Annotated in this window: 20 protein-coding genes and 1 pseudogene; 10 read left to right on the top strand and 11 right to left on the bottom strand. The window is 69.7% G+C overall.

The genetic code is table 11. The features are described 5' to 3' along the window. Positions 1-316: 316 nt before the first annotated feature. Together ACNFOC_RS18435 and ACNFOC_RS18440 are read left to right on the top strand one after the other, a co-directional pair. Positions 317-1,546 (top strand): trypsin-like serine peptidase, encoded by a 1,230-nt coding sequence (locus ACNFOC_RS18435; protein WP_416960180.1) that lies wholly within the window; start codon positions 317-319, stop codon positions 1,544-1,546. A gap of 227 nt (positions 1,547-1,773) precedes the next feature. After that, a pseudogene (locus ACNFOC_RS18440) lies at positions 1,774-2,647 on the top strand (trypsin-like serine peptidase); the annotation flags it as partial. A gap of 84 nt (positions 2,648-2,731) precedes the next feature. On the opposite strand, the gene hflX reads toward ACNFOC_RS18440, so the two are convergent. The 6 genes from hflX to miaA form a co-directional block, all read right to left on the bottom strand. Beyond that, positions 2,732-4,225: a GTPase HflX gene (gene hflX / locus ACNFOC_RS18445; protein WP_416960181.1), complete on the bottom strand. Its 1,494-nt coding sequence runs from the start codon at positions 4,223-4,225 to the stop codon at positions 2,732-2,734. Between the two features lie 169 nt (positions 4,226-4,394). Next, the gene (locus tag ACNFOC_RS18450; RefSeq protein ID WP_416960182.1) at positions 4,395-5,924 is read right to left on the bottom strand and encodes a M1 family metallopeptidase; all 1,530 of its coding nucleotides are present in this window, start codon (positions 5,922-5,924) and stop codon (positions 4,395-4,397) included. A gap of 213 nt (positions 5,925-6,137) precedes the next feature. Beyond that, positions 6,138-8,285: a RelA/SpoT family protein gene (locus tag ACNFOC_RS18455; protein WP_416960183.1), complete on the bottom strand. Its 2,148-nt coding sequence runs from the start codon at positions 8,283-8,285 to the stop codon at positions 6,138-6,140. 283 nt (positions 8,286-8,568) lie between these two features. Continuing rightward, a complete protein-coding gene (dapF, locus tag ACNFOC_RS18460; protein WP_416960184.1) occupies positions 8,569-9,438 on the bottom strand; it encodes a diaminopimelate epimerase in 870 nt (289 codons plus the stop codon). Between the two features lie 72 nt (positions 9,439-9,510). Next, positions 9,511-10,011 carry a hypothetical protein gene (locus tag ACNFOC_RS18465; RefSeq protein ID WP_416960207.1) on the bottom strand — a complete coding sequence of 167 codons (501 nt, stop codon included), beginning with the start codon at positions 10,009-10,011 and terminating at the stop codon, positions 9,511-9,513. 108 nt (positions 10,012-10,119) lie between these two features. Next, complete coding sequence (miaA, locus tag ACNFOC_RS18470) at positions 10,120-11,058, bottom strand: tRNA (adenosine(37)-N6)-dimethylallyltransferase MiaA (protein WP_416960185.1); 939 nt, start codon at positions 11,056-11,058, stop codon at positions 10,120-10,122. A gap of 183 nt (positions 11,059-11,241) precedes the next feature. Here miaA and ACNFOC_RS18475 point away from each other — a divergent pair, with 183 nt between their 5' ends. The 3 genes from ACNFOC_RS18475 to ACNFOC_RS18485 all read left to right on the top strand — a co-directional run bounded on the left by ACNFOC_RS18475 (position 11,242) and on the right by ACNFOC_RS18485 (position 13,243). Continuing rightward, positions 11,242-11,529, top strand: coding sequence for a hypothetical protein (locus ACNFOC_RS18475; protein ID WP_416960186.1), 288 nt, complete (start codon positions 11,242-11,244; stop codon positions 11,527-11,529). Between the two features lie 24 nt (positions 11,530-11,553). Next, entirely contained in the window at positions 11,554-11,844 is a 291-nt protein-coding gene (locus ACNFOC_RS18480) for an antitoxin (protein WP_416960187.1), read from the top strand. 496 nt (positions 11,845-12,340) lie between these two features. After that, the gene (locus ACNFOC_RS18485) at positions 12,341-13,243 is read left to right on the top strand and encodes a carbon-nitrogen hydrolase family protein (protein WP_416960188.1); all 903 of its coding nucleotides are present in this window, start codon (positions 12,341-12,343) and stop codon (positions 13,241-13,243) included. 105 nt (positions 13,244-13,348) lie between these two features. Here the strand turns inward: ACNFOC_RS18485 and ACNFOC_RS18490 are convergent, their stop codons facing one another. From ACNFOC_RS18490 to ACNFOC_RS18500, 3 genes are all read right to left on the bottom strand, one after another. After that, entirely contained in the window at positions 13,349-14,074 is a 726-nt protein-coding gene (locus tag ACNFOC_RS18490) for a class III extradiol dioxygenase subunit B-like domain-containing protein (RefSeq protein ID WP_416960189.1), read from the bottom strand. A 94-nt stretch (positions 14,075-14,168) separates the two neighbouring features. Continuing rightward, entirely contained in the window at positions 14,169-15,686 is a 1,518-nt protein-coding gene (gene miaB / locus ACNFOC_RS18495; protein ID WP_416960190.1) for a tRNA (N6-isopentenyl adenosine(37)-C2)-methylthiotransferase MiaB, read from the bottom strand. Positions 15,687-15,797: 111 nt separating this feature from the next. Beyond that, positions 15,798-16,202, bottom strand: a complete 405-nt coding sequence (locus tag ACNFOC_RS18500) for a pyrophosphohydrolase domain-containing protein (protein ID WP_416960191.1) — start codon at positions 16,200-16,202, stop codon at positions 15,798-15,800. 160 nt (positions 16,203-16,362) lie between these two features. On the opposite strand from ACNFOC_RS18500, the gene ACNFOC_RS18505 reads away from it, so the two are divergent. Continuing rightward, positions 16,363-17,361: a TAXI family TRAP transporter solute-binding subunit gene (locus tag ACNFOC_RS18505; protein WP_416960192.1), complete on the top strand. Its 999-nt coding sequence runs from the start codon at positions 16,363-16,365 to the stop codon at positions 17,359-17,361. A gap of 108 nt (positions 17,362-17,469) precedes the next feature. Here ACNFOC_RS18505 and ACNFOC_RS18510 read toward each other — a convergent pair whose 3' ends face one another. Both ACNFOC_RS18510 and ACNFOC_RS18515 read right to left on the bottom strand, forming a co-directional pair. Then, positions 17,470-18,882 carry a sensor histidine kinase gene (locus ACNFOC_RS18510; protein WP_416960193.1) on the bottom strand — a complete coding sequence of 471 codons (1,413 nt, stop codon included), beginning with the start codon at positions 18,880-18,882 and terminating at the stop codon, positions 17,470-17,472. A 9-nt stretch (positions 18,883-18,891) separates the two neighbouring features. After that, positions 18,892-19,578 (bottom strand): response regulator transcription factor, encoded by a 687-nt coding sequence (locus tag ACNFOC_RS18515; protein WP_405863960.1) that lies wholly within the window; start codon positions 19,576-19,578, stop codon positions 18,892-18,894. A gap of 289 nt (positions 19,579-19,867) precedes the next feature. Between ACNFOC_RS18515 and ACNFOC_RS18520 the strand changes: the two genes are divergently transcribed. From ACNFOC_RS18520 to ACNFOC_RS18535, 4 genes are all read left to right on the top strand, one after another. After that, positions 19,868-20,644, top strand: coding sequence for an amino acid ABC transporter ATP-binding protein (locus ACNFOC_RS18520; RefSeq protein ID WP_019060965.1), 777 nt, complete (start codon positions 19,868-19,870; stop codon positions 20,642-20,644). 183 nt (positions 20,645-20,827) lie between these two features. Then, complete coding sequence (locus tag ACNFOC_RS18525; protein ID WP_416960194.1) at positions 20,828-21,670, top strand: glutamate ABC transporter substrate-binding protein; 843 nt, start codon at positions 20,828-20,830, stop codon at positions 21,668-21,670. A 52-nt stretch (positions 21,671-21,722) separates the two neighbouring features. Further along, positions 21,723-22,391 (top strand): amino acid ABC transporter permease, encoded by a 669-nt coding sequence (locus ACNFOC_RS18530; protein ID WP_416960195.1) that lies wholly within the window; start codon positions 21,723-21,725, stop codon positions 22,389-22,391. Next, entirely contained in the window at positions 22,388-23,296 is a 909-nt protein-coding gene (locus ACNFOC_RS18535) for an amino acid ABC transporter permease (RefSeq protein WP_416960196.1), read from the top strand. Before ACNFOC_RS18530 ends, ACNFOC_RS18535 begins: the two co-directional genes overlap by 4 nt. Positions 23,297-23,298 lie beyond the last annotated feature (2 nt).

Below are 23,298 nucleotides of genomic sequence, written 5' to 3' on the forward strand. Positions count from 1 at the left end.
CCCCAAGCCACCCTCCCGCACCCCGACACACACCACCGCGGACACACCGCCAAGCCCGCCCACATGGGCGCAGGGGACCGCGTATCGACAGCTGGCCCCCTTCGCTACCAACCGCCGACCGCCCACGGGGTTACGGGTCGCCTCAAGATCCTTGCCGTGACGGAACCGTTGCCGTTCCGTGGGAAGTCCCCCACAGCGAGCGCATAGTGTGTGGTGCCGTTCCCGAAGGCCGTGAGTTCGGCGTGAACTCACCATGAGTTCCGGCTGAGATCACAGCCGTAGCGCAACATCCGTTCACCCAGGGGGAGTCAAGACCATGCGATCGATACGGCCGTCCTTCACCGCCCGTCGCGGGAGGGGCGCGCGTCGCGGAACCTCCCCCGTGCTGGCCGCCGTTGCCCTCACCTCGGCGCTCGCGCTCACCGCGACCGCGTGCGGCTCCAGCGACACGAAGGCCGATGGCAAGTCCACCGCGTCCGCCACCAGCAGTGACACCGGTGACGGCAAGATCAAGATCCCGGACGACATCAAGGACAAGCTCAAAGAGCGCGGGATCGACATCGACAAGTGGAAGGACGGCGCCTGGAAGAACTGGGACAAGGACGACTGGCTGCGCGAGGCCGACGACTACATCAACCCGATCATCAAGGGGCTGTGGAGTTCCGGCCGGATGCGGGACGCCAACGACCCGGACACGGGCGTCGACACCAACGACATCTCCGGCGACCAGGGCGTGACCGACCCGACGCCCGCCGTGGTGGACGCTAAGGCCGTGTCGCCTACGTACCACGCCAACGCGGCGACGGCGGGCAAGGTGTTCTTCGACTCCCCCGAGGGCACGATGGTCTGCTCGGCGACGGTCGTGGAGGACCCGGCGCACCCGGGCAAGTCCAACCTGGTGTGGACGGCGGGCCATTGCGTGCACGCCGGCAAGAAGGGCGGCTGGTACCGCAACATCGCGTTCGTGCCGTCGTACAACAACGCGAGCCGGACGGCGGCGCAGTTGGAGACCGAGACCCGGGAGCAGGTCGCTCCGTACGGTGTCTGGTGGGCCGACTGGGCGCGGACCTCGCAGCAGTGGATCGACCAGGGCGGCGAGACGGGCGGGCAGGGTTCGTCGTACGACTACGCCGTGATCCATGTGACGCCCGAGAAGGGCAGCGGGGGCAAGTCCCTTGAGGAGACGGTCGGTTCGGCGCTGCCGGTGAACTTCGACGCGCCGGCCGTGCCGAAGGTGTCCAGCCTCACGGCGACCGGCTACCCCGAGGCGAAGCCGTACGACGGTTCGACGCTGTACCAGTGCACGGACAAGCCGGGGCGGCTGTCGATCAACGCCTCGGATCCGACGATGTACCGCATCGGCTGCAGCATGACGGGCGGTTCGTCCGGCGGCGGCTGGGTCGAGACGGGCTCCGACGGCAAGCCGTCACTGGTGTCCAACACCTCGATCGGGCCGGTGACTTCGGGCTGGCTTGCGGGCCCGCGGCTGGGTGACGTGGCCAAGGGTGTGTACGACTCGGTCAGCAAGAAGTTCGCCGACCAGTAGGCGCGGCGGCAGGCACAGGCGGGGGACAGGCGTCGGCGGGGTGTCTCACGGGAACCTCACCGCCTCACCGGCGTTCGTCCCCAACTCCCCGGGCATAGTGGGGTGTCGCAGCACGATCAGCAGTACACGGTCAGTGGTACGCGATCAGCAGTGCGCGAGCAGCAGTAGAGGATCAGCAGTTTCCACGGGGGTTGTCGCACCATGCGTTCCACATGTACGCCCGCATCGTCTCGGCGTGGGCGGACGGCGGCTGGAAGAACTGGGACAAGGACAAGTGGCTCAGTGAGGCCGAGGACTTCGTCAACCCGGTGATCAAGGGGCTCTGGAAGCCCGAGCGGATGAAGTCCGCCGAGGAGGCCGACAAGACGGTCTCCACGAAGGACGCCGCCGCCGACCAGGGCGTCAGCGACCCGGAGCCGGCACGGTCGTCAAGGACGTCATCCATCCCGGGAAGTCCAACCTCGTGTGGACGGCGGGCCATTGCGTCCACGCGGGCAAGGACGGCGGCTGGTCCGCAACATCGAGTTCGCCCCCTCGTACAACGACCTCGGCAAGTCCGCGTCCCGGCTGGGCAACGCCTCGGCGTCCGAGATCGCTCCCTACGGCCAGTGGTGGGTCGACTGGGCCTCGACCTCGAACCAGTGGATCCAGGTTGGCTCGGAGACGGGCGGCGCGGGAGCCGCGTACGACTACGCCATCCTCCAGGTGAAGCCGCAGTCCGGTTCCAAGTCCCTTGAGGAGACGGTCGGCGCCGCGCTCGACGTGGACTTCTCGGCGCCCTCCGCGACCGAGGTCGGCTCGATGGGCGCCTGGGGCTACCCGGCCGCGCCGCAGTACAGCGGTCTGAAGATGTTCAAGTGCCTCGACCGGCCAGGCCGGTTGTCGCTCAGTACGGCCCTGCCGACGATGTACCGCATCGGCTGCACGATGACCGGCGGTTCGTCCGGCGGCGGCTGGTTCCGCGTGGTGGACGGCAGGACCGAGCTGGTCTCCAACACCTCGATCGGCCCGTCCGACAACACCTGGCTCACGGGCCCCCAGCTCGGCGCCACCGCCGAGTCGCTCTACGAGAACATGAGCAGGACGTACGGCGGCCGGTGACCCGCACGCACGCGTGCATGCCGAAGGCCCGCCCCCGGGACGAGAGTTGGGGGCGGGCCTTCGGACTTACCGTGCTACGACCCGTCAGGCCAGCGGTGCCGGGACGTACGGCGCGAGTTCCGCCGCCAGTTCCTCGTGCACCCGCACCTTGAGCTGCGTGCCCTCCGGGGTGTGCTCCTCGGAGATCACCTCGCCCTCGGAGTGGGCGCGCGCGACCAGCTTGCCGTGGGTGTACGGCACCAGCGCCTCGATCTCGACCGAGGGGCGCGGCAGTTCGCTGTCGATGAGCGCGAGCAGCTCGTCCATGCCCTGGCCGGTGCGGGCCGAGACCGCGATGGACCGCTTCTCGTTCCGCATCAGCCGCTGGAGCGTCAACGGGTCCGCCGCGTCCGCCTTGTTGATCACGACGATCTCGGGCACCTTCGTGGCACCGACATCCCGGATCACCTCACGCACGGCGGCCAGCTGCTCCTCCGGGACCGGGTGCGAACCGTCCACCACGTGCAGGATCAGGTCGGCGTCGCCGACCTCCTCCATCGTGGAGCGGAAGGCCTCGACCAGGTGGTGCGGCAGGTGCCGGACGAATCCGACGGTGTCGACCAGCGTGTAGAGCCGTCCGCCCGGCGTCTCGGCCCGGCGCACGGTCGGGTCGAGGGTCGCGAACAGCGCGTTCTCCACCAGCACGCCCGCGCCCGTGAGGCGGTTGAGCAGGGACGACTTGCCGGCGTTGGTGTAACCGGCGATCGCGACCGAGGGCACCTTGTGGCGACGGCGCTCCTGGCGCTTGATGTCGCGGCCGGTCTTCATGGCCGCGATCTCCCGGCGCATCTTCGCCATCTTCTCGCGGATACGACGCCGGTCCGTCTCGATCTTGGTCTCACCGGGACCACGGGTGGCGAGGCCGCCGCCCGAGCCGCCGCCCATCTGGCGGGACAGCGACTGACCCCAGCCGCGGAGCCTCGGCAGCATGTACTGCATCTGCGCGAGCGCGACCTGCGCCTTGCCCTCCCGGGACTTGGCGTGCTGGGCGAAGATGTCGAGGATCAGAGCCGTACGGTCGATGACCTTGACCTTGACGACGTCTTCGAGGTGGATCAGCTGGCCCGGGCTGAGCTCCCCGTCGCAGATGACGGTGTCGGCGCCGGTCTCCAGGACGATGTCCCGCAGTTCGTTGGCCTTGCCCGAACCGATGTAGGTGGCCGCGTCCGGCTTGTCGCGGCGCTGGACGACACCGTCGAGGACGAGCGCGCCCGCGGTCTCCGCGAGGGCGGCCAGCTCGGCGAGCGAGTTGTCCGCGTCCTGGACCGTGCCCGTGGTCCAGACGCCGACGAGTACGACGCGCTCCAGGCGGAGCTGTCGGTACTCGACCTCGGTGACGTCCTCGAGTTCGGTGGAGAGGCCGGCGACGCGGCGCAGGGCCGCGCGCTCGGAGCGGTCGAACTGGTCGCCGTCCCGCGCTCCGTCGATGTCGTGGCTCCAGGCGACGTCCTCTTCCATCAGGGCATCGGCCCGAAGACCTTCGGGGTAGGCGTGCGCGAGGCGCTCAGTGTCCTGGGAAGGGGAAGAAGAGGAGGTCATTGGGTCCTTACGTCGATGGGAGTCCTACGAAGGTCATAACGTGCGAGCGCCTCCGGAGATTCCCGGTGGCTGCCGAGGGTGTCCCCCGCCGACCCGCGCCGCTGACCTGACGATGGTCGCACGGCGCGGATCGCCACGTCACTGCCTTATTCATTGCCCCGTCGCTGCCTCATTTCACCGGTGCCTGCGACTTCCAGTCCGGGTGACCGGGCATCGGCGGGGTCTTCTCCCCGTAGAGCCAGGCCTGGAAGAAGTCGCTCAGGTCGCGGCCGGAGATCGCGGAGGCGAGTTCCTCGAAGTCGGCCGTGGTGGCGATGCCGTCGCGGTGGACGCTCACCCAGGTGCGCTCCAGGCGTTCGAAGGCGGGGCGACCGATCTCCTGGCGCAGGGCGTAGAGGGCGAGGGCGGCGCCGTCGTAGACGTTGGGGCGGAAGATGCTGATCTTCTGGCCGGGCGCGGGCGCCTTGGGGAGTGCGGGCGGTCCGCCGGCGGCGCGCCAGCCGTCGGAGGCCGCGTAGGCCGCCTTCATGCGTGTCTCCATCGGCCGGTGCGCCTTCTCCTCGGCGTACAGCTCCTCGTACCAGGTGGCGTGCCCTTCGTTGAGCCACAGGTCGGACCAGGTGCGGGGGCTGACGCTGTCGCCGAACCACTGGTGGGACAGCTCGTGCACCATGATCGACTCGACGTACCACTTCGGGTAGGCGGGCTCGCTGAAGAGATCTCTCTCGAAGAGAGAGATCGTCTGCGTCTCGAGTTCGAAGCCGGTGGACGCGTCGGCCATGAGCAGCCCGTACGTCTCGAAGGGGTACCGGCCGACCTTGCTCTCCATCCAGGCGATCTGGTCGGGGGTCTTCTTGAGCCACGGTTCGAGCTGCTTGGCGTCCTTGGCGGGCACGACGTCGCGCATCGGCAGGTCGTGCGGTCCGGTGCGATGCAGCACGGCGGAGCGGCCGATGGACACCTGGGCGAGTTCGGTGGCCATGGGGTGCTGGGTGCGGTACGTCCAGGTGGTGTTCCCGCCGGCCTTGTCGACGCCGGCCGGCAGTCCGTTGGCGACGGCCGTGTACGCGTTGGGGGCGGTGACCCTGATGGTGAACATCGCCTTGTCGGAGGGATGGTCGTTGCACGGGAACACCAGGTGTGCGGCGTCGGCCTGGTTGGCCATGGCGAGCCCGTCCTTGGTGCGCACCCAGCCGCCGTCCTGGCCCTTGGCGGACACGGGGTCGCTGGTGTGCCGCACGGTGATCCGCGTCCAGCTCCCCTCGGAAATCGGCCTCTCCGGAGTCACGACCAGGTCATCGCCGGCACTGGCGAAGGTGGCCGGCCGGCCGTCGACCTCGACCGAGTCCACGGTGCCGTGCGCGAAGTCGAGGTTGATCCGGTCCAGCGTCTCGGTCGTCCACGCGTCGATGGTGGTGACGGCTTGTAGCGGCTTGGTGTTGCTGCCGGGATACGTGAACGAGAGGTCGTACGACGCCACGTCGTAGCCCGGATTGCCCAGGTCCGGGAAGAGACGGTCACCGACGCCCAGGGGCGTGGGCGGCGCGCTCGCGGCGACGAGGCAGACGGACACGGCGGAGGCGAGCAGCGCCGCCTTCAGCCGTCGGGAGTTCCTGGTGCGCGACCGGGGAGCCGGATCACCGGAGCCGGTGCGGGGGATGCCGATGCCGGTCGTGCCGGTGCGGGGGGTGAGCAGCATGCACCACCGCTACCAGCGCGCGCGTGCCCCACGGCGACGACTCGCGCCCGGCCCACTCGAACGGGGTCTTCCGGGGGTCTACGGGGCGCTCGTCGCACCGGGGCGCGCGAGCCGGTGCCCCGGGGGCGCTCAGGGCGGACGCGTATCCCGGAGAGCCCGCGCCCGGCCCAGAAAGCCGTCGTGTTCCGGCTCAGAAAGCCGTCGTGTTCCGGCTCAGAAGGCCGTCGTGTTGTGGTGCTGCGCGCGGCTCACGTCGTAGACGCCCGGTACGTTGCGCATCGCCCGCATGAGGGTCAGGAGGTGGGCCGCGTCCGGGAGTTGGAGCGTGTAGGTGTGGCGGACGCGCTGCTGGGTCGGGGGCTCGACGGTCGCCGAGACGATTTCCGCGCCCTCCAGGGCGATCGCTTCGGTGAGGTCGGCGAGCAGATGAGGGCGGCCGAACGATTCGGCTACCAGCGTGACCCGGCACTCGGTGGTGTCGCCCCAGCGCACTCCGACCTCCGCGCGCCCCACACTCTTCATGTGCGCCACCGCGCTGCACTCCACGCGGTGGACGGTCACGACCCCGCCGCGCACCGAGAATCCGGTGACCTCGTCGGGCGGTACGGGAGTGCAGCAGCCCGCGAGGCGTACGGTCGCGCCGGGCTGGTCCACGACGGGGGTCGCGGGGCGTGCGGTGGGGGTGTCCAGGGTGTCGTCGGAGGCGGGGGGCGCCGATCGGGCGCTCTGCGCCCCGGCGTCCGCCTCCGAGCCCTGTCCGTCGCCGCTTCCCGGATGTGCCGCGATCCACCGCTGGATGGCGATCCGCGCGGCGGGCGTGTGCGCGTGCTCCAGCCACTCCCTGGAGGGCTCGGAGGCCGGGTCCTGGCCCATGAGGAGCTGGACGGTGTCGCCGTCCTTCAGGACCGTACTGAGCGTCGCCAGGCGGCCGTTGACGCGGGCGCCGATGCAGGCGTGGGCGTCCTCGCCGTACTGCTCGTACGCGGCGTCCACACAGGTCGCGCCGTCGGGCAGGCCTAACGTGCCGCCGTCGGGCCGGAACACGGTGATCTCGCGGTCCTGGGCGAGGTCTTCGCGGAGCGTCGACCAGAAGGTGTCGGGGTCGGGTGCGCCCTCCTGCCAGTCGAGGAGGCGGGAGAGCCAGCCGGGCCGGGTGGGGTCGGCGCGCTCGCCGTCGTTCGCGGCCTGTTGCTCCTCCGAAGGAGGAGCGTAGGGATTGCCGAGCGCGATGACGCCGGCCTCGGCGACCTTGTGCATCTGGTGGGTGCGGATGAGGACTTCGACGACCTGGCCGTCGGTGTGGGCGACGGCGGTGTGCAGCGACTGGTACAGGTTGAACTTGGGGACGGCGATGAAGTCCTTGAACTCCGAGACCACGGGCTTCAGGCAGGTGTGCAGTTCGCCGAGGACGCCGTAACAGTCCGCGTCCTCGTTCACGAGCACCAGGAGGCGGCCGAAGTCGGCGCCGCGCAGCCGGCCGCGCTTGCGGGCGACGCGGTGCACGGAGACGAAGTGCCGGGGCCGGATGAGGACTTCGGCCTGGATGCCGGCGTCGCGCAGGACGGTGCGTACCTCGTCGGTGACCTCGGCGAGCGGGTCGTCCGCGCGGGAGGCGTTGTCGACGATCAACTCGCGTGTGTGGTCGTACTCCTCGGGGTGGAGGATCGCGAAGACCAGGTCTTCCAGTTCGGTCTTGAGCGCCTGGACGCCGAGCCGTTCGGCGAGCGGGATGAGGACGTCCCGGGTGACCTTGGCGATGCGGGCCTGCTTCTCGGGGCGCATCACGCCCAGGGTCCGCATGTTGTGCAGGCGGTCGGCGAGTTTGATCGACATCACGCGGACGTCGCTGCCGGTGGCGACGAGCATCTTGCGGAAGGTCTCGGGCTCGGCCGCGGCCCCGTAGTCGACCTTCTCCAACTTCGTTACGCCGTCCACGAGATAGCGCACCTCGGCGCCGAACTCCTCGCCGACCTGATCGAGTGTCACTTCCGTGTCCTCGACGGTGTCGTGGAGCAGGGAGGCCGTCAACGTCGTTGTCTCCGCGCCGAGTTCGGCGAGGATCAGGGTCACGGCGAGCGGGTGCGTGATGTACGGCTCGCCGCTCTTGCGCATCTGGCCGCGGTGCGAGGACTCGGCCAGCACCCAGGCGCGGCGCAGCGGTTCGAGGTCGGCGTCGGGATAGTGGGCGCGATGCGCCTCGGCGACGTGGCCGATGGCGTCGGGCAGCCGGTCGCGCGCGGTGGGACCGAGCAGGGCGGCCCGGCCGAGCCGGCGCAGGTCGATCCGGGGGCGGGCCTTCCTGCGGGGCACTGTGTTGGTCACAGGGCCTGGGGTCGCAGGGTTCGTGGCCTCCGCACTCATGGGCACCTCCGGCTGCTTGACCGGCGGACGGGTGCCCCATGGCGTACTCGGCTCAGGGGATCTTCGATCCCCCGTCCGGGCCGGTGCTTGATGCTACCGAGCCCACCACGTGCGACTGACCGCCTCTCGCCGAGCGTGAAACGGATCACCCATTCGAGCGAAGGTCGGCAGGTTTACGGTTTTGCGCCACGCCCAACGAGGTCAGCCGTGGTTTCGAGCCGCGCCGGACGCCGGAGACTTCGGATCCGGGTGTCCGGAGCGGCCAGGACTGCGATTCACCCGTTCAGCGGATGGCGTTTTCCAGCCACTCCGCGTCGATCTCGCCCTCGGCGACGATCACTGCGGGACCGGTCATCTCGATCTGGCCGTCGGGCCGCTCGGTGATCACCAGCGTTCCACCGGGCACATCGACGGTGTACGTCGCGTGCGTCCCGGTGACGGCCGGGTCCGCCCCGTCCCTCCGGGCGGCGGCCACGGCGACCGCGCACGCGCCCGTGCCGCACGAGCGGGTCTCGCCGGCGCCGCGCTCGTGCACGCGCATGGCGACGTGCCCGGGGCCGCGGTCGACCACGAACTCCACGTTCACCCCGTCCGGGTAGGCGGCGGCCGGGCTGAAGGGCGGCGGGGAGAACAGGTCGCCGGCCTGCGCGAGGTCGTCGACGAAGGCGACCGCGTGCGGGTTGCCCATGTTCACGTTCCGCGCGGGCCAGCTGTGCTCGCCGACGCTCACCGTGACGTCTCCTTCGGGGAGGCGTGCCCTGCCCATGCCGGTGGTGACGTCACCGTCCTTGGCGATGTGCATGGACTTCACACCCGCGCGCGTGGCGATCGCGAAGTCGCCTTCGGCCACATACCCGGCTCGCTGGAGATAGCGGGCGAACACACGCGTGCCGTTTCCGCACATCTCCGCGATCGAGCCGTCGCCGTTGCGGTAGTCCATGAACCACTCCGCCTCGGCCGCCATGTCCCGCGCCTCGGGGTGCGCGGCGGACCGCACCACATGCAGCAGTCCGTCGCCGCCGATGCCCGCGCGGCGGTCGCACAGGGCGGCCACGGCGGCCGGGGACAGGTCGATGGCGTTCTCGGGGTCCGGGACGATCACGAAGTCGTTCTCGGTGCCGTGCCCCTTGAGGAAGGCGATCCGCGTGCTCATTCCTCGATCGTACGGGGTGGCTATGACAACCCGACGACCCCGGTGACCGCCCTCTGTAACAGGCCTCGGTGGCTAGCGCAGCCGGGCCACGCGCCACACGGCGAGGACCACCACTACGGCCACCACCAGGGCGTACGCGATGACGACCCGCCAGTCCGGGCGGCGGCCGGAGCCGCGCTGCGGGAAGCCGGGCCAGATGTGGCCGACGCGGCGGGCGGCCGTCATGCCCCAGCCGGCCGCGCAGGAGCAGATGAGCAGGCCGAGCATGGCGACAACGGCCCCGCTGTCGCCGAAGTCGAAGGCGAGCGGGAAGGCGAACATCAGGGAGCCGACCGCGGCCAGGGCCACGATGGGGGCGAGCTGCCAGATGCGCAGACGGCGCTGCGGGCGGAGCTCGACCTCGACCTCGGGTCCGGCGAACATCTCGTCGGGCCCGGGACCGTCGGCGGTCACGCCGCCCTGGATCTCGTCCGGGCCGTCCGGGCTCAGCAGGCCGTCGCCCTCTTCCGGTTCACCACGGTCCGCAGTGACCTGCTCGATGCCTTCTGCGGTGTCGCGAGGGCCGGCCTCCATCGCCACGCGCCCTCCCAACTCGGACTCCACTTGGTCGATCGAAGCTCGATGATGGCACGCCCCCGGAGGCCGGGACGGCGGCCTGAGCGTCCCGATGCCATGACGTGATCAGGCTGTGACCGGTCGTTCGACCAACGCCAGTGCCAGGTGCGGAAGTTCTGTGAGATCCGCCGCAGCCCCACTCAACCAGTGCACCCGTGGATCGCGTCTGAACCACGAATCCTGACGGCGCGCGAAGCGCTTGGTGGCACGCACGGTCTCCGTGCGCGCCACCTGTTCCGTGCACTCCCCCGCGAGCGCCGCGAGCACCTGCTGATAGCCGAGCGCGCGGGACGCCGTGACCCCCTCGCGCAGGCCGCGCACCTCCAGCGCCCGCACCTCGTCCACGAGCCCCGCGCTCCACATCCGGTCGACCCGGAGCGCGATGCGCTCGTCGAGTTCGGGGCGCGCCACGTCGACGCCGATCTGGACGGTGTCGTAGATCGAGTCGTGGCCGGGGAGGTTGGCGGTGAAGGGCTTGCCGGTGATCTCGATGACCTCCAGGGCCCGGACGATACGGCGGCCGTTGCTCGGCAGGATCGCGTGCGCGGCCTCGGGGTCGGCGGCGGCCAGGCGGGCGTGGAGGGCGCCGGAGCCGCGCAGGGCGAGCTCCTCCTCAAGGCGGGCGCGGACCTCGGGGTCGGTGCCGGGGAACTCCAGGTTGTCGACCGCCCCGCGCACGTACAGCCCGGAGCCGCCGACCAGGATCGGCCAGCGCCCCTCGGCGAGCAGGGCGTCGATGCGCTCACGGGCGAGCCGCTGGTACTCGGCGACGGACGCCGTGACCGTCACGTCCCAGATGTCCAGGAGGTGGTGCGGGACGCCGCCGCGCTCCTCGGGCGTCAGCTTGGCGGTGCCGATGTCCATCCCTCGGTAGAGCTGCATGGAGTCGGCGTTGACGACCTCGCCACCTAGACGCTGGGCCAGGAAGACGCCCAGATCGGACTTTCCGGCCGCGGTCGGTCCGACGACGGCGATGACTCGGGGGGCGGGGGGTGCGCTGCTCACGTTCCCAGTCTCGCAAACGTCGGACCCTCGCCTCGAACGAGTTACGTGACAGCACGCGCGCGGGGTCGTTCCCCGTTGCGAGGTATCCCGCCGCCGGTTTCGGGAGGCGGTGACCCGGGCGACGCAAACGGACGCACCGGGCTACGCGGGATTTCGCCCGCACGAGTAACGTATGGAGTTGATATGGGCGTTTTTGACCGGATTCTTCGGAGGTCGAAGGCTACGGAGGAGGCGTCAACCGCCGAAGCGCAGGCCGGCACGCAGACGGCCGGGCCCCTGACGGCTGAAGCGGCGGACGAGGCGACGGAGACCGAGGCGGGGACGGGGGCCGAGGACACGGTGGAGACGACGGCGACGGAGGCCGTCGAAACCGTCGAGGCCGCGGACGCCGTCGACAGCGTCGAGATCCCCAAGCAGCAGTCCGCCGAAGTGGCCGCCGACAACGAGGCCGGTGAAGGCGCCCGAACGTAACTGCCCCGCGTGGGAAGGTGAACCATGGGTCTGATGGACAGTTTGAAGGCCAAACTCGCCCCGGCGAAGGACAAGGTCTCGGGCCTCGCGCAGCAGCACGGAGGCAAGATCGAGAACGGCCTGGACAAGGCCGCGAAAATGGTCGACGAGAAGACCAAGGGCAAGTACAGCGACAAGATCCAGACGGGCACGGGCAAGGCCAAGGACGCCATGGACCGACTCGCGCACCAGGGCGACACGGGAAGCGCCGGGACCACGGGGACGGACGGCAGCGGCACGACCACGCCGCCGGACTCGACCCCGCCGGCTTCCTGAACGGCACCTGCACATCGATCGGCGGACGGCCGCGGAGCGCAAGGCTCCCGGCCGTCCGCCGTTTCGTCGAGGGCAGGCCGGGAAGGGTGCGCCCATTCTGCAGGGGGTGGGCTGGACTCGGTCCGTGAGCGTCGCGACCGCCTCAAGGACATCTCCCGGGCGGCAGACCGTTCGACAGCGCGCCGGACAGGTCGTACGACGTTGACGGAGCCCACGGGCGACGGCATGATGACCGACTGCGTGGCCTACGCCGAACCTCCCGCGACCGTCCCCGGCACGGTCTTCCACCGGAGGCAAAGGGACCAGCGTCTCAGGTCGTTGTCGCAGCCCGATCGCCTCGGGCGAGGTTGCCGGGGAGCCGTCGCTCAAGGCGTGGAAGGCCGCGATGACAGCCCGTAGGAACTTCAAGCGCCAGGTGCGTGCCCGCGCCGCCAAAACCGGCGAGTCCTACACGTCCGCCCTCCGGCACTTCCGTCCGACTCCCTCAGGAGACGTCATGTCGGAAGCCAGGAACCCCAAGAGCGTGCGGCTCGCCGTAGCGCAGACCCCCGTACGAGAAGACCCCCGGGACGTCGACGCGCTGCGTGAGAGCGGCCGTCAGGTCCGTGCGCTGATGCGCGAGGCCAGTGATCGGGGCGCGCGGATCGTGCACTTCCCTGAAGGCGCGATCTGCTTCCCCCACAAGCTCGTGATGTCCGTCGCCGGCCCGGACGCGGTCGGCCCGGCGGACTGGGAACGATGCCAATGGCCGGTGCTCCGTTCGGAGTTGGCCGCGATCGCCGAGCTGGCCCGCGCGTTGCGGCTGTGGACGGTGATCGCCTCGGTGCACCGCCTGACCGGGCCGAACCGCCCCCACAACAGCCTCTACGTCATCTCCGACCGCGGCGAGGTCGTCACCCGCTACGACGAGCGCCTGCTGTCGAGGACGAAGGTCTCGTACATGTACTCGCCGGGCATCTCACCGGTGACCTTCGAGGTCGACGGTGTCCGCTTCGGCTGCCTGCTCGGCATCGAGATCCACTACACCGAGCTGTTCGCCGAGTACGAGAAGCTGGACGTCGACTGCGTCCTGCTCTCCACGACCGGTGCCCCGGGCAACACCGCCGCGCAGGCCCAGGGGCACGCGGCGGTCAACAGCTACTGGGTGAGTCTCTCCGTGCCCGCACAGCACAGCGCCAAGGCACCGTCCGGAGTCGTCGCTCCCAACGGCGACTGGCTCGAGCGGTGCCCCGCCGACGGCTCGCCGTCGGTGGCGGTCGTGAACCTCGACGACAGTTCCGAGGCCGCCGCCGAATCGGTGACCTACGGGCGCCCCTGGCGCCGTGAGGCGCGCGCGGGCATCTACGCCGAGCACCAGGTCACCGACCCGCGCAGCGAGGACCGGACGGCGGCCTTCTAGCGCATGGCGCAGTAGTGGAATCCGAGGGGTTCGCGGGTACGGGACGGCTCCCGCACCGCGAATACCTCGGATTCCCCGGCAGGACGAGGACCGGGAGGACGCCCCCTATGACCAGGTCGCAACCAGGTACCCGACCCCGTACGGCGCGTCCTCGTACAGCAGTGCCCCGCCGAGGTCCGCACCCTCGGCCGCGCCCGCGAGCACCTGCCAGGGCGCGCGTCCCGAGGCCTTCAGCTCGTACGCCAGCTCGGCGTCCAGCGCCTTGACGGCCGCCACGTCCGCCGCCCCCAGCGCACGCGCGACCTCCGCGTCGAAGGGCGCCGCCCGCTCGTCGAGATAGCCCGGTGCCTTCAGCGTCCGGCACGCGCTGGCGTCGCCCATCACCAGCAGCGCGACCCGGTCGGCCTGCGCGACGATGTTCCTCCCGGTTTGAATACACCGCTCGGCCTCAAGAGGTTCCCCCACCCCGAGTCCCTCGATCGGGGCGTCGGACCACCCGGTGCGCTCCAGCAGCCACGCGGCGACGGCGAGCGAGGGCGGAAGCTCACGCTCCGACGCCGTACCGCCATCGCCGTGCCGGTCCCCGCCCAGCCGTACGTCGAGATCCACACCGAAGCCTCGGAACGAACCCCGGGTGCCCTCGGGATGCGGCCCGCGCCCGCTCTGCTCGGCGGGCCCGACGACCACCAGGCGGTCGGGCCGGGCGGCGGCGAGCACGCCCAGCGCGTCGGTGCACGCGGCCCGCGCGGCGGCCAGTTCGGGCGCGGCACCCGCGGCGACGTCGGGGACGAGGAGCGGAGGACAGGGGCAGACGGCAGCGGCTACGAGCATGGCCGGAACCCTAACAAGGCGCACGGACGCGTCACGCCGACAGTCCACAGGGGCATGTCGTCGACGCGGTGTCGCTCAGCGGGGCGCGGCGGCCTCAGTCGCAGCCGCAACCGCTCCCCGCGGCGACCGGCAGCGGGGCGGGCGCACCGATCTTCGGCAGGCCCAGCATCACGCCCGCCGGCTTGGCGGCCTCGGCCGCGTTCCGCTTCTCCCAGGCGTCGCCCGCGCGCGTGGGGCGCACGTTCAGGGTGGGGCCCTCGGCGAGGAGGTGGTGCGGGGCGGCGTACGTGATCTCGACCGTCACCACGTCACCGGGGCGGACCTCCTGGTCCGGCTTGGTGAAGTGGACGAGGCGGTTGTCGGGGGCGCGCCCGGAGAGGCGGTGGGTGGCGCCGTCCTTGCGGCCCTCGCCCTCGGCGACCATCAGCTCCAGGGTGCGGCCGACCTGCTTCTTGTTCTCGTCCCAGGAGATCTCCTCCTGGAGGGCGACCAGACGCATGTAGCGCTCCTGGACGACCTCCTTGGGGATCTGGTTCTCCATGGTCGCGGCCGCAGTACCGGGCCGCTTGGAGTACTGGAACGTGAAGGCTTGCGCGAAGCGCGCCTCGCGGACCGCGTGCATCGTCTGCTCGAAGTCCTCCTCGGTCTCCCCGGGGAAGCCCACGATGATGTCGGTGGTGATGGCCGCGTGCGGGATGGACGCGCGGACCTTCTCGATGATCCCCAGGTAGCGCTCCTGGCGGTAGGACCGGCGCATGGCCTTGAGGATCGGGTCCGAGCCGGACTGCATGGGCATGTGCAGCTGCGGCATCACGTTCGGCGTCTCGGCCATCGCGGCGATGACGTCGTCGGTGAAGTCGCGCGGGTGCGGGGAGGTGAACCGGACGCGCTCCAGGCCCTCGATCGCGCCGCACGCGCGGAGCAGCTTGCTGAAGGCCTCGCGGTCGCCGATGTCGGAGCCGTACGCGTTGACGTTCTGGCCGAGCAGGGTGATCTCGGAGACGCCCTCGCCGACCAGGGCCTCGATCTCGGCGAGGATGTCGCCGGTGCGGCGGTCCTTCTCCTTGCCGCGCAGCGCCGGGACGATGCAGAAGGTGCACGTGTTGTTGCAGCCGACGGAGATCGACACCCAGGCCGCGTAGGCGCTCTCGCGCCGGGTCGGCAGCGTCGAGGGGAAGGCCTCCAGGGACTCCGCGATCTCGACCTGCGCCTCTTCCTGCACGCGCGCGCGTTCCAGCAGGACCGGCAGCTTGCCGATGTTGTGCGTCCCGAAGACGACGTCCACCCAGGGCGCCTTCTTCACGATGGTGTCGCGGTCCTTCTGGGCGAGGCAGCCGCCGACGGCGATCTGCATCCCGGGGCGCTTGGTCTTCATCGGGGCGAGCCGGCCGAGGTTGCCGTAGAGCCGGTTGTCGGCGTTCTCGCGCACGGCGCAGGTGTTGAAGACGACGACATCCGCGTCCCCGTCCGAGCCCTCGGGCGCGCGGACATAACCGGCACCCTCCAGGAGACCGGAGAGCCGCTCGGAATCGTGAACGTTCATCTGGCACCCATAAGTGCGCACTTCGTACGTTTTGACGTCCACTGCCTCGCTCCGGTCACTGCTGCTCATGTGACAAGGGTAGGCGGTGCCGGGAGTGGCTCCTCCTGCGGCCGAAATCCGCCGTGCCTCGCGCGGGCCCGGCGAGCGGAAGCCGGCCGGCGCCGCCACCCCGTAGGCCGGTCACTCTCCTCCGGTGGTCCACCCCTGCTTGCGCAGCACCCCCGCCACGTCCGGCGCCTCGTAGTGCTTCCCCTTGAGCACCTTGCCGTCGGCCCGGCGGGCGATCTCGCCGGCCGGGCCGATCTTGGTCATGTTGGCGCGGTGGATCTCGGCGATCACGTCGTCGAGGTCGACGCCGTGGACTAGGGCCGTGCCGTACGCGACGTAGACGACGTCGGCCAGCTCGTGCGCCAGCCGGTCGAGGGGGCCGTCCACGGAGACCTCGACGACCTCCGCGGCCTCCTCGGCGAGCAGTTCGCCCCGGTGGGCGGCGAGCCCGGGGTCGACCTCGGTGGGTGTGCTGCGGGCGTCGAGCCCGAAGGCCAGGTGGAATTCGCGGACCAGGTCGGCGGGCGAAGAACTCATGCGACGACCCTAATGGCCGCCACTGACACCCCTTGGCCCACAGGGGCCCGTCGAACACATCAGCCCGCAGACGCGGGCCGGCACACACTCCCCCAGTCCTGAGGGCCCTGTCCTGGCGTGCCCTGGTCAGCACCGCGCAGAGACTGGCAGGATCGCGCGCATGCTCAAGGTGTTCTCCCGTATCAGCAGGCGCCGGGCCCTGCAGGGCGCGACCGCAGGCTTCGTCGCGTTCGGGCTGTTGCTGTGGTGGCTGCTGCCCCTGGGCGACGAACCCCCCACCGGGACGATCACCTTCAGCACCGGGACACCGCTCGGGGTCTACCAGAAGTACGGCTCGCTCCTGCGCGACGCGCTCGACAAGAACATGCCGGGCCTCACGGTGAAGCTGAAGAACAGCGCCGGGTCGCAGGAGAACGTCAGGAGTGTGGCGATCGGCCACGCCGACTTCACCATCGCCGCGGCCGACGCGGTGGCGGCGTACGAACTGGACGGCAAGCCCGGTGCCGCCGGGCTGCGCGGGGTCGCGCGCCTGTACGACGACTATGTGCAGCTCATCGTCCCGCGCGACTCGCCCATCCGGTCGGTCTCGGATCTGCGGGGCAAGCGGGTGGCAATAGGGCTGACCAACTCGGGTGTACGGCTGATCGCCACCCGGGTGCTCACAGCGGCGGGGATCGACCCCAAGAAGGACATCACGCCGATGGCGGACGGCATCGACACCGGACCCGAGCGGCTCAAGGACGGCAAGATCGACGCGTTCTTCTGGTCGGGCGGGCTGCCGACGGACGGCCTGAAAGACCTCGCCAAGCACTACGCGTTCCGGTTCGTGCCGATCGAGGCGGACCTCGTGGCCAAGATGCACGAGCAGGGCGACGCCACCCACTACTACCGCGCCACCAACATGCCGGAATCGGCCTACCCGAGCATCCAGCAGGGGTCCACCGTCCCGACCATCGCCGTATCCAACCTGCTGATGACCCGCAAGGACGTGAACGCCAGGCTCACGGAGTGGATCACCAAGATCGTGATCAAGAGCCGCGACGACATCGGCAAGCAGGTCCACTCCGCACAGCTGGTGGACCTGCGCACAGCGATCTACACCGACCCCCTGGCCCTGCAAGAGGGCGCCCGGCGCTACTACCGCTCACTCAAGCCGTAGGCCGTAGAGGCGCAGAGCCTTGGCCCGTGGAGCCGTAGGGCCCCGCCCAGGTCCCTGGGTGGCCCGCTCAGGCCCCGGGACCTCAACACCGGCCCCCGGGCCGCCCGTTCAGGCCGCAGGCCCGCTCCTGGGCACCGACACGGTCACCTTGAGGCCGTGCGGCTCGTGGTGGTCGTACGTGAGGGAGCCGCTGCCCGCGGCCAGCAGAACCTGGGAGATGGACAGGCCGAGGCCGGAGCCCTTGATGTTCTGGTGGCGTCCGCTGCGCCAGAAGCGGTCGCCGACGCGGGCGAGTTCGTCCTCGGTGAGGCCCGGGCCGTTGTCCGTGACGACGATGGTCGAGGTCTCGCCGTTCGACGCGACCGTCACCTCGACGGACTCGTCCTCGGGCGTGAACTTCACCGCGTTGTCGATCACCGCGTCCAGGGCGCTGGACAGCGTGACCGGGTCGGCCCAGGCCGTGGTGGGCGGGCAACTGCCCACCAGGCGCACGCCCTTGGCCTCGGCGGTCGGCGCCCAGGCCGCGACGCGCTCGGCGGTCAGCGCGCCGATGTCGGTGATCCTCAGGTCGGCGTCCGCGTGCTCGGCCAGGGCCAGGTCGAGCAGGTCGTCCAGGACCTGGGTCAGGCGCTTGCCCTCGGTGCGGACCGAGGCGATCTCGTCGTTGTCCTCCGGTAGTTCGAGCGCGAGCAGTTCGATGCGCAGCAGCAGCGCCGAGAGCGGGTTGCGCAACTGGTGCGAGGCGTCGGCGACGAAGGCGCGCTGCTGCTCCAGCACGTCCTCGACGTTGTCCGCCATCTCGTTGAACGACCGGGCCAGGCGCTGGAGTTCCGGCGGCCCGCCGGCGGCCGCGACCCGGGACTTGAGACGCCCGGTGGCGATGTCGTGGGTGGTGGCGTCGAGGACCCGCACGGGTCGCAGGACCCAGCCCGTCAGCCGTAGGGCCGCGCCGACGGCCAGCAGCATCGCGGCGATCTCGCCGGCGCCGATGGTCAGCCAGCCGCGCAGGGTCCGTGAACGCATCGGTCCGGTGGGCGAGTCGGTGACCACGACCGCGATGACGTCGCCGTCCCGGATGACCGGCGAGGCGACGACGAGGCGGTTGCGCTGCCAGGGCCAGACCTGCTCCGGGTCGTGGCTGCGACGGCTGAGGAGTGCCTCGGCGAACGCGTCGCGCACCTCGCCCGTCTTGGGGAGCAGGAAGTCGTCGGGTGCGTTCGCCATGGAGGTATCGGTGCGGTAGAAGACTCCCGCGCGGATGCCGTAGACCTCGTAGTAGCTGGCGAGTTCGCGGTCCAGGGTCTCCTGGCGCTCGTCCGGGACCGTGTCGGAGGGGCGCGATCCCGTGGGGGCGTCGGTGACGAACTGGGCCAGGGCCGCGAACCGCGCGGTGTCGTCGATACGGTCGACGATCACCTTCTGCTGCTGGGCCGCGGCCACGCTGATGGCGAGCGGGACGCCGAGCGCCAGCAGGACGGCCGCCATCAGGACAATGAGCAGCGGGAGAAGACGTGTGCGCACCCGGGCCCGCTACGCGGCCGGAGCGACGAGCCGGTAGCCGACGCCTCGTACGGTCTCGATCAGCGCGGGCATCCGCAGCTTGGCGCGCAGGGACGCGACATGCACCTCCAGGGTGCGTCCCGTGCCCTCCCAGCTGGTGCGCCACACCTCGCTGATGATCTGCTCCCGCCGGAAGACCACTCCTGGGCGCTGTGCCAGCAGGGCCAGCAGATCGAACTCCTTGCGGGTCAGCTGGACGACCGAACCGTCCACGGTGACCTGACGGGTGGGCAGTTCGATGCGCACCGGGCCGAGCCGCAGCGCGGTGTCGCCGCCCCCGCCCGCGTCCTCGTGGACGCTGCGCCGGCTGACGGCGTGGATGCGGGCGAGCAGTTCCCCGGTGTCGTACGGCTTCACCACGTAGTCGTCGGCTCCGAGGTTGAGGCCGTGGATGCGGGAGCGCACGTCGGAGCGGGCGGTGACCATGATCACCGGGGTGCTGGTGCGCTTGCGGATCTTGCCGCAGACCTCGTAGCCGTCCTGGTCGGGCAGGCCGAGGTCGAGGAGGACGACGCCGAAGCCGTCGCTCTCGGGGACGAGTGCCTGGAGGGCCTCCTCGCCGCTGCGGGCGTGCGTGACGTCGAATCCGTGCCGCGCCAGGACCGCGGACAGAGCGGCGGCGACATGGTTGTCGTCCTCGACGAGGAGCAGTCTCATCCCGGCCCCCTCCGGTTCATCGTTCGTATGGTGTCGGCCTGTACAAAAGCACGTCTCACGCGCGCGTGCACCCAGGCAGTCACGCTGATGGACGAAGACGCCGTCAAGCGGGTTCCGGTTGCGCGAGGCTTCCGTTACCCAGCCGGTACGGATCCCGGCGGCAAAGTGCTACGACACGTGTCCTATTGCTATCCGATCGTGATGCTCAGATCTCGCTCAGATGTGATGACGCTGGTCGTACGGCCTCACTACTGTCCTCCGCAACCGACGAGGACGGAGCCAGCAAGCGATGACCGAAGTATCGGTGGCCAAGGAAGATGTGGCCGCGACCGGCGAACTCGTCGTCCTGAAGAGCGTCAACAAGCACTTCGGCGCGTTGCACGTACTCCAGGACATCGATCTGACGATCGCCCGCGGCGAAGTCGTCGTGGTGATCGGACCCTCAGGGTCCGGAAAGTCCACTCTGTGCCGCACCATCAACCGCCTGGAGACGACCGATTCGGGTTCGATCACGATCGACGGCAAGCCGCTGCCCCAGGAGGGCAGGGAGCTCGCCCGGCTGCGTGCGGACGTCGGAATGGTCTTCCAGTCCTTCAACCTCTTCGCGCACAAGACCGTGCTCGAGAACGTGATGCTGGGTCAGATCAAGGTCCGCAAGGCCGACCGCAAGCAGGCCGAGGAGAAGGCCCGGGCGCTGCTCGACCGGGTCGGCGTGGCCACGCAGGCGGACAAGTACCCGGCCCAGTTGTCCGGTGGCCAGCAGCAGCGCGTCGCCATCGCGCGGGCACTGGCCATGGACCCCAAGGTGATGCTTTTCGACGAGCCGACCTCGGCACTCGACCCGGAGATGATCAACGAGGTGCTGGAGGTCATGCAGCAGCTCGCCCGGGACGGGATGACGATGATCGTCGTCACCCATGAGATGGGTTTCGCTCGTTCGGCTGCCAACCGAGTGGTGTTCATGGCCGACGGCCGCATCGTCGAAGAGGCTGTGCCGGACCAGTTCTTCAGCAACCCGCGCAGCGACCGGGCCAAGGACTTCCTCTCGAAGATCCTTCACCACTGACGACAAGCGCCGCCGACCACTGACGATCAGCCACGAACGCTGACGAACCGCTACAGCCAGCCACTGGCGGCCCGCCGACGACGGGCGGCCGCCGACTGCCGCTGAGGGTCCCGCACACCCTCAGAGCCGCCGTCACACGCCCTGACGGACCCTCATCTCCTCACCAGCCAAAGGATGTTCATCATGAAGCTCCGCAAGGTCACCGTCTTCGCGACCACCGCTCTCGTCCTCTCGCTCGCCGCGACGGCCTGCGGGAGCAGCGACAAGGACGACTCCGATTCGGGCTCCAGCGGCGGCAGCAAGATCAAGATCGGTATCAAATTCGATCAGCCTGGCCTCGGCCTGAAGCAGCCGGACGGGACCTACGCCGGCTTCGACGTGGACGTGGCGACCTATGTGGCCGGGCAGCTCGGCTACAAGCCCGCCCAGATCGAGTGGGTCGAGACCAAGAGCGCCGACCGTGAGAACGCCCTGGCGCGCGGCGACGTCAAGTTCATCGCGGCCACGTACTCGATCAACGACGAGCGCAAGCAGAAGGTCGACTTCGCCGGCCCCTACCTGCTGGCCCACCAGGACCTGCTCGTCAAGAAGGACTCGACGATCGCGAAGGCCACGGACCTCAACGGCAAGAACCTCTGTTCCGTGACCGGCTCGACCTCTGCGCAGAACATCAAGGACAAGATCGCCCCGAAGGCCAACCTTCGTGAGAACTCGGGCTACTCGGAGTGCATCGCGGCCCTCCAGAGCGGTGCCGTCGACGCGGTGACCACGGACGACTCGATCCTCGCGGGCTTCGCCGCGCAGGACAAGTTCAAGGGCCAGTTCAAGCTCGCCGGCCTGAAGCTCAGCAACGAGAACTACGGCATCGGCGTCAAGAAGGGCGACTCCGCGACCGTCACCAAGATCAACACCGCGCTGGAGAAGATGGTCAGCAGCGGCGCCTGGGAGACCGCGGTCACCAAGAACTTCGGCCCGGCCGACTACAAGAACGAGCCCGCCCCGAAGATCGGCGACATCGTCAAGTAAGCCCGAGAAAACCCCGGTAAGGCAGGCCCCATACCCGGAAGCGCGGGAGATCGTGTTCGACTTTCTTCAAGGTTATGACGTCCTCGGGGCGTTCTGGATGACGGTGAAACTCACCGTCCTCTCCGCCCTCGGCTCCCTGGTCTGGGGCACACTGCTGGCCGGCATGCGGGTCAGCCCGGTCCCACTGATGCGTGGTTTCGCGACCTTCTACGTCAACACCGTCCGGAACATCCCCCTGACGGTCATCATCGTCTTCACCTCGCTCGGCCTCGCCGACATCTTCGGCGTCACCATGGGCGCGTCCGACGACTTCAAGGTGCAGGGTTTCCGGCTGGCACTGCTGGGTCTCGCGGCGTACCACGCGGCCTTCGTCTGTGAGGCGGTGCGCTCCGGCATCAACACCGTGCCCGTCGGACAGGCGGAGGCGGCCCGCGCCATTGGGCTGAGCTTCAGTCAGGTGCTGCGGATCATCATCCTTCCGCAGGCGTTCCGCGCGGTCATCACACCACTGGCCAACGTGCTGATCGCGCTGACCAAGAACACCACCGTGGCGGCCGCGATCGGGGTCGCCGAGGCGGCCGCCCTGATGAAGACGATGATCGAGAACGAGGCCCAGACGGTCGCCATCGGCGCGGTCTTCGCGTTCGGCTTCGTGGTACTGACCCTGCCCACCGGCCTCCTCCTCGGCTGGCTGGGCAAGCGAATGGCGGTGAAGCGATGACCTCCGTCCTCTACGACGCGCCCGGCCCCCGCGCCAAGCGGCGCAACGTGCTCCTCTCGGTCGTGTTCTTCGTCCTGCTCGCCCTCTTCCTGTGGTGGGTCTGGCAGACGATGGACGACAAGGGCCAGCTGAAGTGGGCCCTGTGGCAGCCGTTCACCACGTCGGACGCCTGGACGACGTATCTGCTGCCGGGCCTCGGCGACACCCTGAAGGCCGCCGGCCTCGCCATGGTGATCGCCCTCCCCCTGGGCGCGTTCTTCGGTATCGCCCGGATGTCCGACCACCGGTGGGTGCGCGTCCCCGCCGGAGTGGTGGTCGAGTTCTTCCGCTCGATCCCCGTCCTGCTGCTGATGCTCTTCGCGAACGAGTTCTACGTCCGCTCCACGGGCGTCGGCAGCGAGGAACGGCCCCTGTACGCCGTCGTCACCGGCCTGGTGCTCTACAACGCCTCGGTGCTCGCCGAGATCGTCAGGGCGGGCATCCTGTCCCTCCCCAAGGGGCAGACGGAGGCCGCGCACGCGATCGGGCTGCGCAAGGGCCAGACGATGACGAGCATCCTGCTCCCGCAGTCCGTCACCGTCATGCTGCCGGCCATCGTCAGCCAGCTCGTGGTCATCGTGAAGGACACCGCGCTGGGTGGCGTGATGCTGGGCTTCACCGAGCTGCTCAACGCACGCAGCACCCTGGCGGCCAACTACGCCAATGTGGTGGCGAGTTTCATCGTCGTGGGAATCATCTACATCCTGCTGAACCTCGCCCTCACCACCTTCGCGAGCTGGCTGGAGGGCAGGCTGCGGCGCAGCAAGAAGAGCACGGGTGCGACCGTCGCCCTGGAAGATGCCACCGGACTCAACCCCGCGCAGGTGGGGGGCAGTTTCGGAACCGGCGGTGGCGGCACGATCTGATG

Source organism: Streptomyces colwelliae (genome assembly GCF_048158785.1).
Taxonomy (GTDB): domain Bacteria; phylum Actinomycetota; class Actinomycetes; order Streptomycetales; family Streptomycetaceae; genus Streptomyces.

Bases quoted from the DNA above. Each gene is read 5' to 3' on its own strand.
- ACNFOC_RS18515 (WP_405863960.1), bottom strand. From the start codon at position 19,578: ATGAGACTGCTCCTCGTCGAGGACGACAACCATGTCGCCGCCGCTCTG.
- ACNFOC_RS18505 (WP_416960192.1), top strand. From the start codon at position 16,363: ATGCTCAAGGTGTTCTCCCGTATCAGCAGGCGCCGGGCCCTGCAGGGC.
- ACNFOC_RS18465 (WP_416960207.1), bottom strand. From the start codon at position 10,011: ATGGAGGCCGGCCCTCGCGACACCGCAGAAGGCATCGAGCAGGTCACT.
- ACNFOC_RS18520 (WP_019060965.1), top strand. From the start codon at position 19,868: ATGACCGAAGTATCGGTGGCCAAGGAAGATGTGGCCGCGACCGGCGAA.
- ACNFOC_RS18525 (WP_416960194.1), top strand. From the start codon at position 20,828: ATGAAGCTCCGCAAGGTCACCGTCTTCGCGACCACCGCTCTCGTCCTC.
- ACNFOC_RS18500 (WP_416960191.1), bottom strand. From the start codon at position 16,202: ATGAGTTCTTCGCCCGCCGACCTGGTCCGCGAATTCCACCTGGCCTTC.
- dapF (WP_416960184.1), bottom strand. From the start codon at position 9,438: ATGAGCACGCGGATCGCCTTCCTCAAGGGGCACGGCACCGAGAACGAC.
- ACNFOC_RS18435 (WP_416960180.1), top strand. From the start codon at position 317: ATGCGATCGATACGGCCGTCCTTCACCGCCCGTCGCGGGAGGGGCGCG.
- miaB (WP_416960190.1), bottom strand. From the start codon at position 15,686: ATGAGCAGCAGTGACCGGAGCGAGGCAGTGGACGTCAAAACGTACGAA.
- ACNFOC_RS18535 (WP_416960196.1), top strand. From the start codon at position 22,388: ATGACCTCCGTCCTCTACGACGCGCCCGGCCCCCGCGCCAAGCGGCGC.
- ACNFOC_RS18475 (WP_416960186.1), top strand. From the start codon at position 11,242: ATGGGCGTTTTTGACCGGATTCTTCGGAGGTCGAAGGCTACGGAGGAG.
- ACNFOC_RS18480 (WP_416960187.1), top strand. From the start codon at position 11,554: ATGGGTCTGATGGACAGTTTGAAGGCCAAACTCGCCCCGGCGAAGGAC.
- ACNFOC_RS18490 (WP_416960189.1), bottom strand. From the start codon at position 14,074: ATGCTCGTAGCCGCTGCCGTCTGCCCCTGTCCTCCGCTCCTCGTCCCC.
- hflX (WP_416960181.1), bottom strand. From the start codon at position 4,225: ATGACCTCCTCTTCTTCCCCTTCCCAGGACACTGAGCGCCTCGCGCAC.
- ACNFOC_RS18485 (WP_416960188.1), top strand. From the start codon at position 12,341: ATGTCGGAAGCCAGGAACCCCAAGAGCGTGCGGCTCGCCGTAGCGCAG.
- ACNFOC_RS18455 (WP_416960183.1), bottom strand. From the start codon at position 8,285: ATGAGTGCGGAGGCCACGAACCCTGCGACCCCAGGCCCTGTGACCAAC.
- ACNFOC_RS18450 (WP_416960182.1), bottom strand. From the start codon at position 5,924: ATGCTGCTCACCCCCCGCACCGGCACGACCGGCATCGGCATCCCCCGC.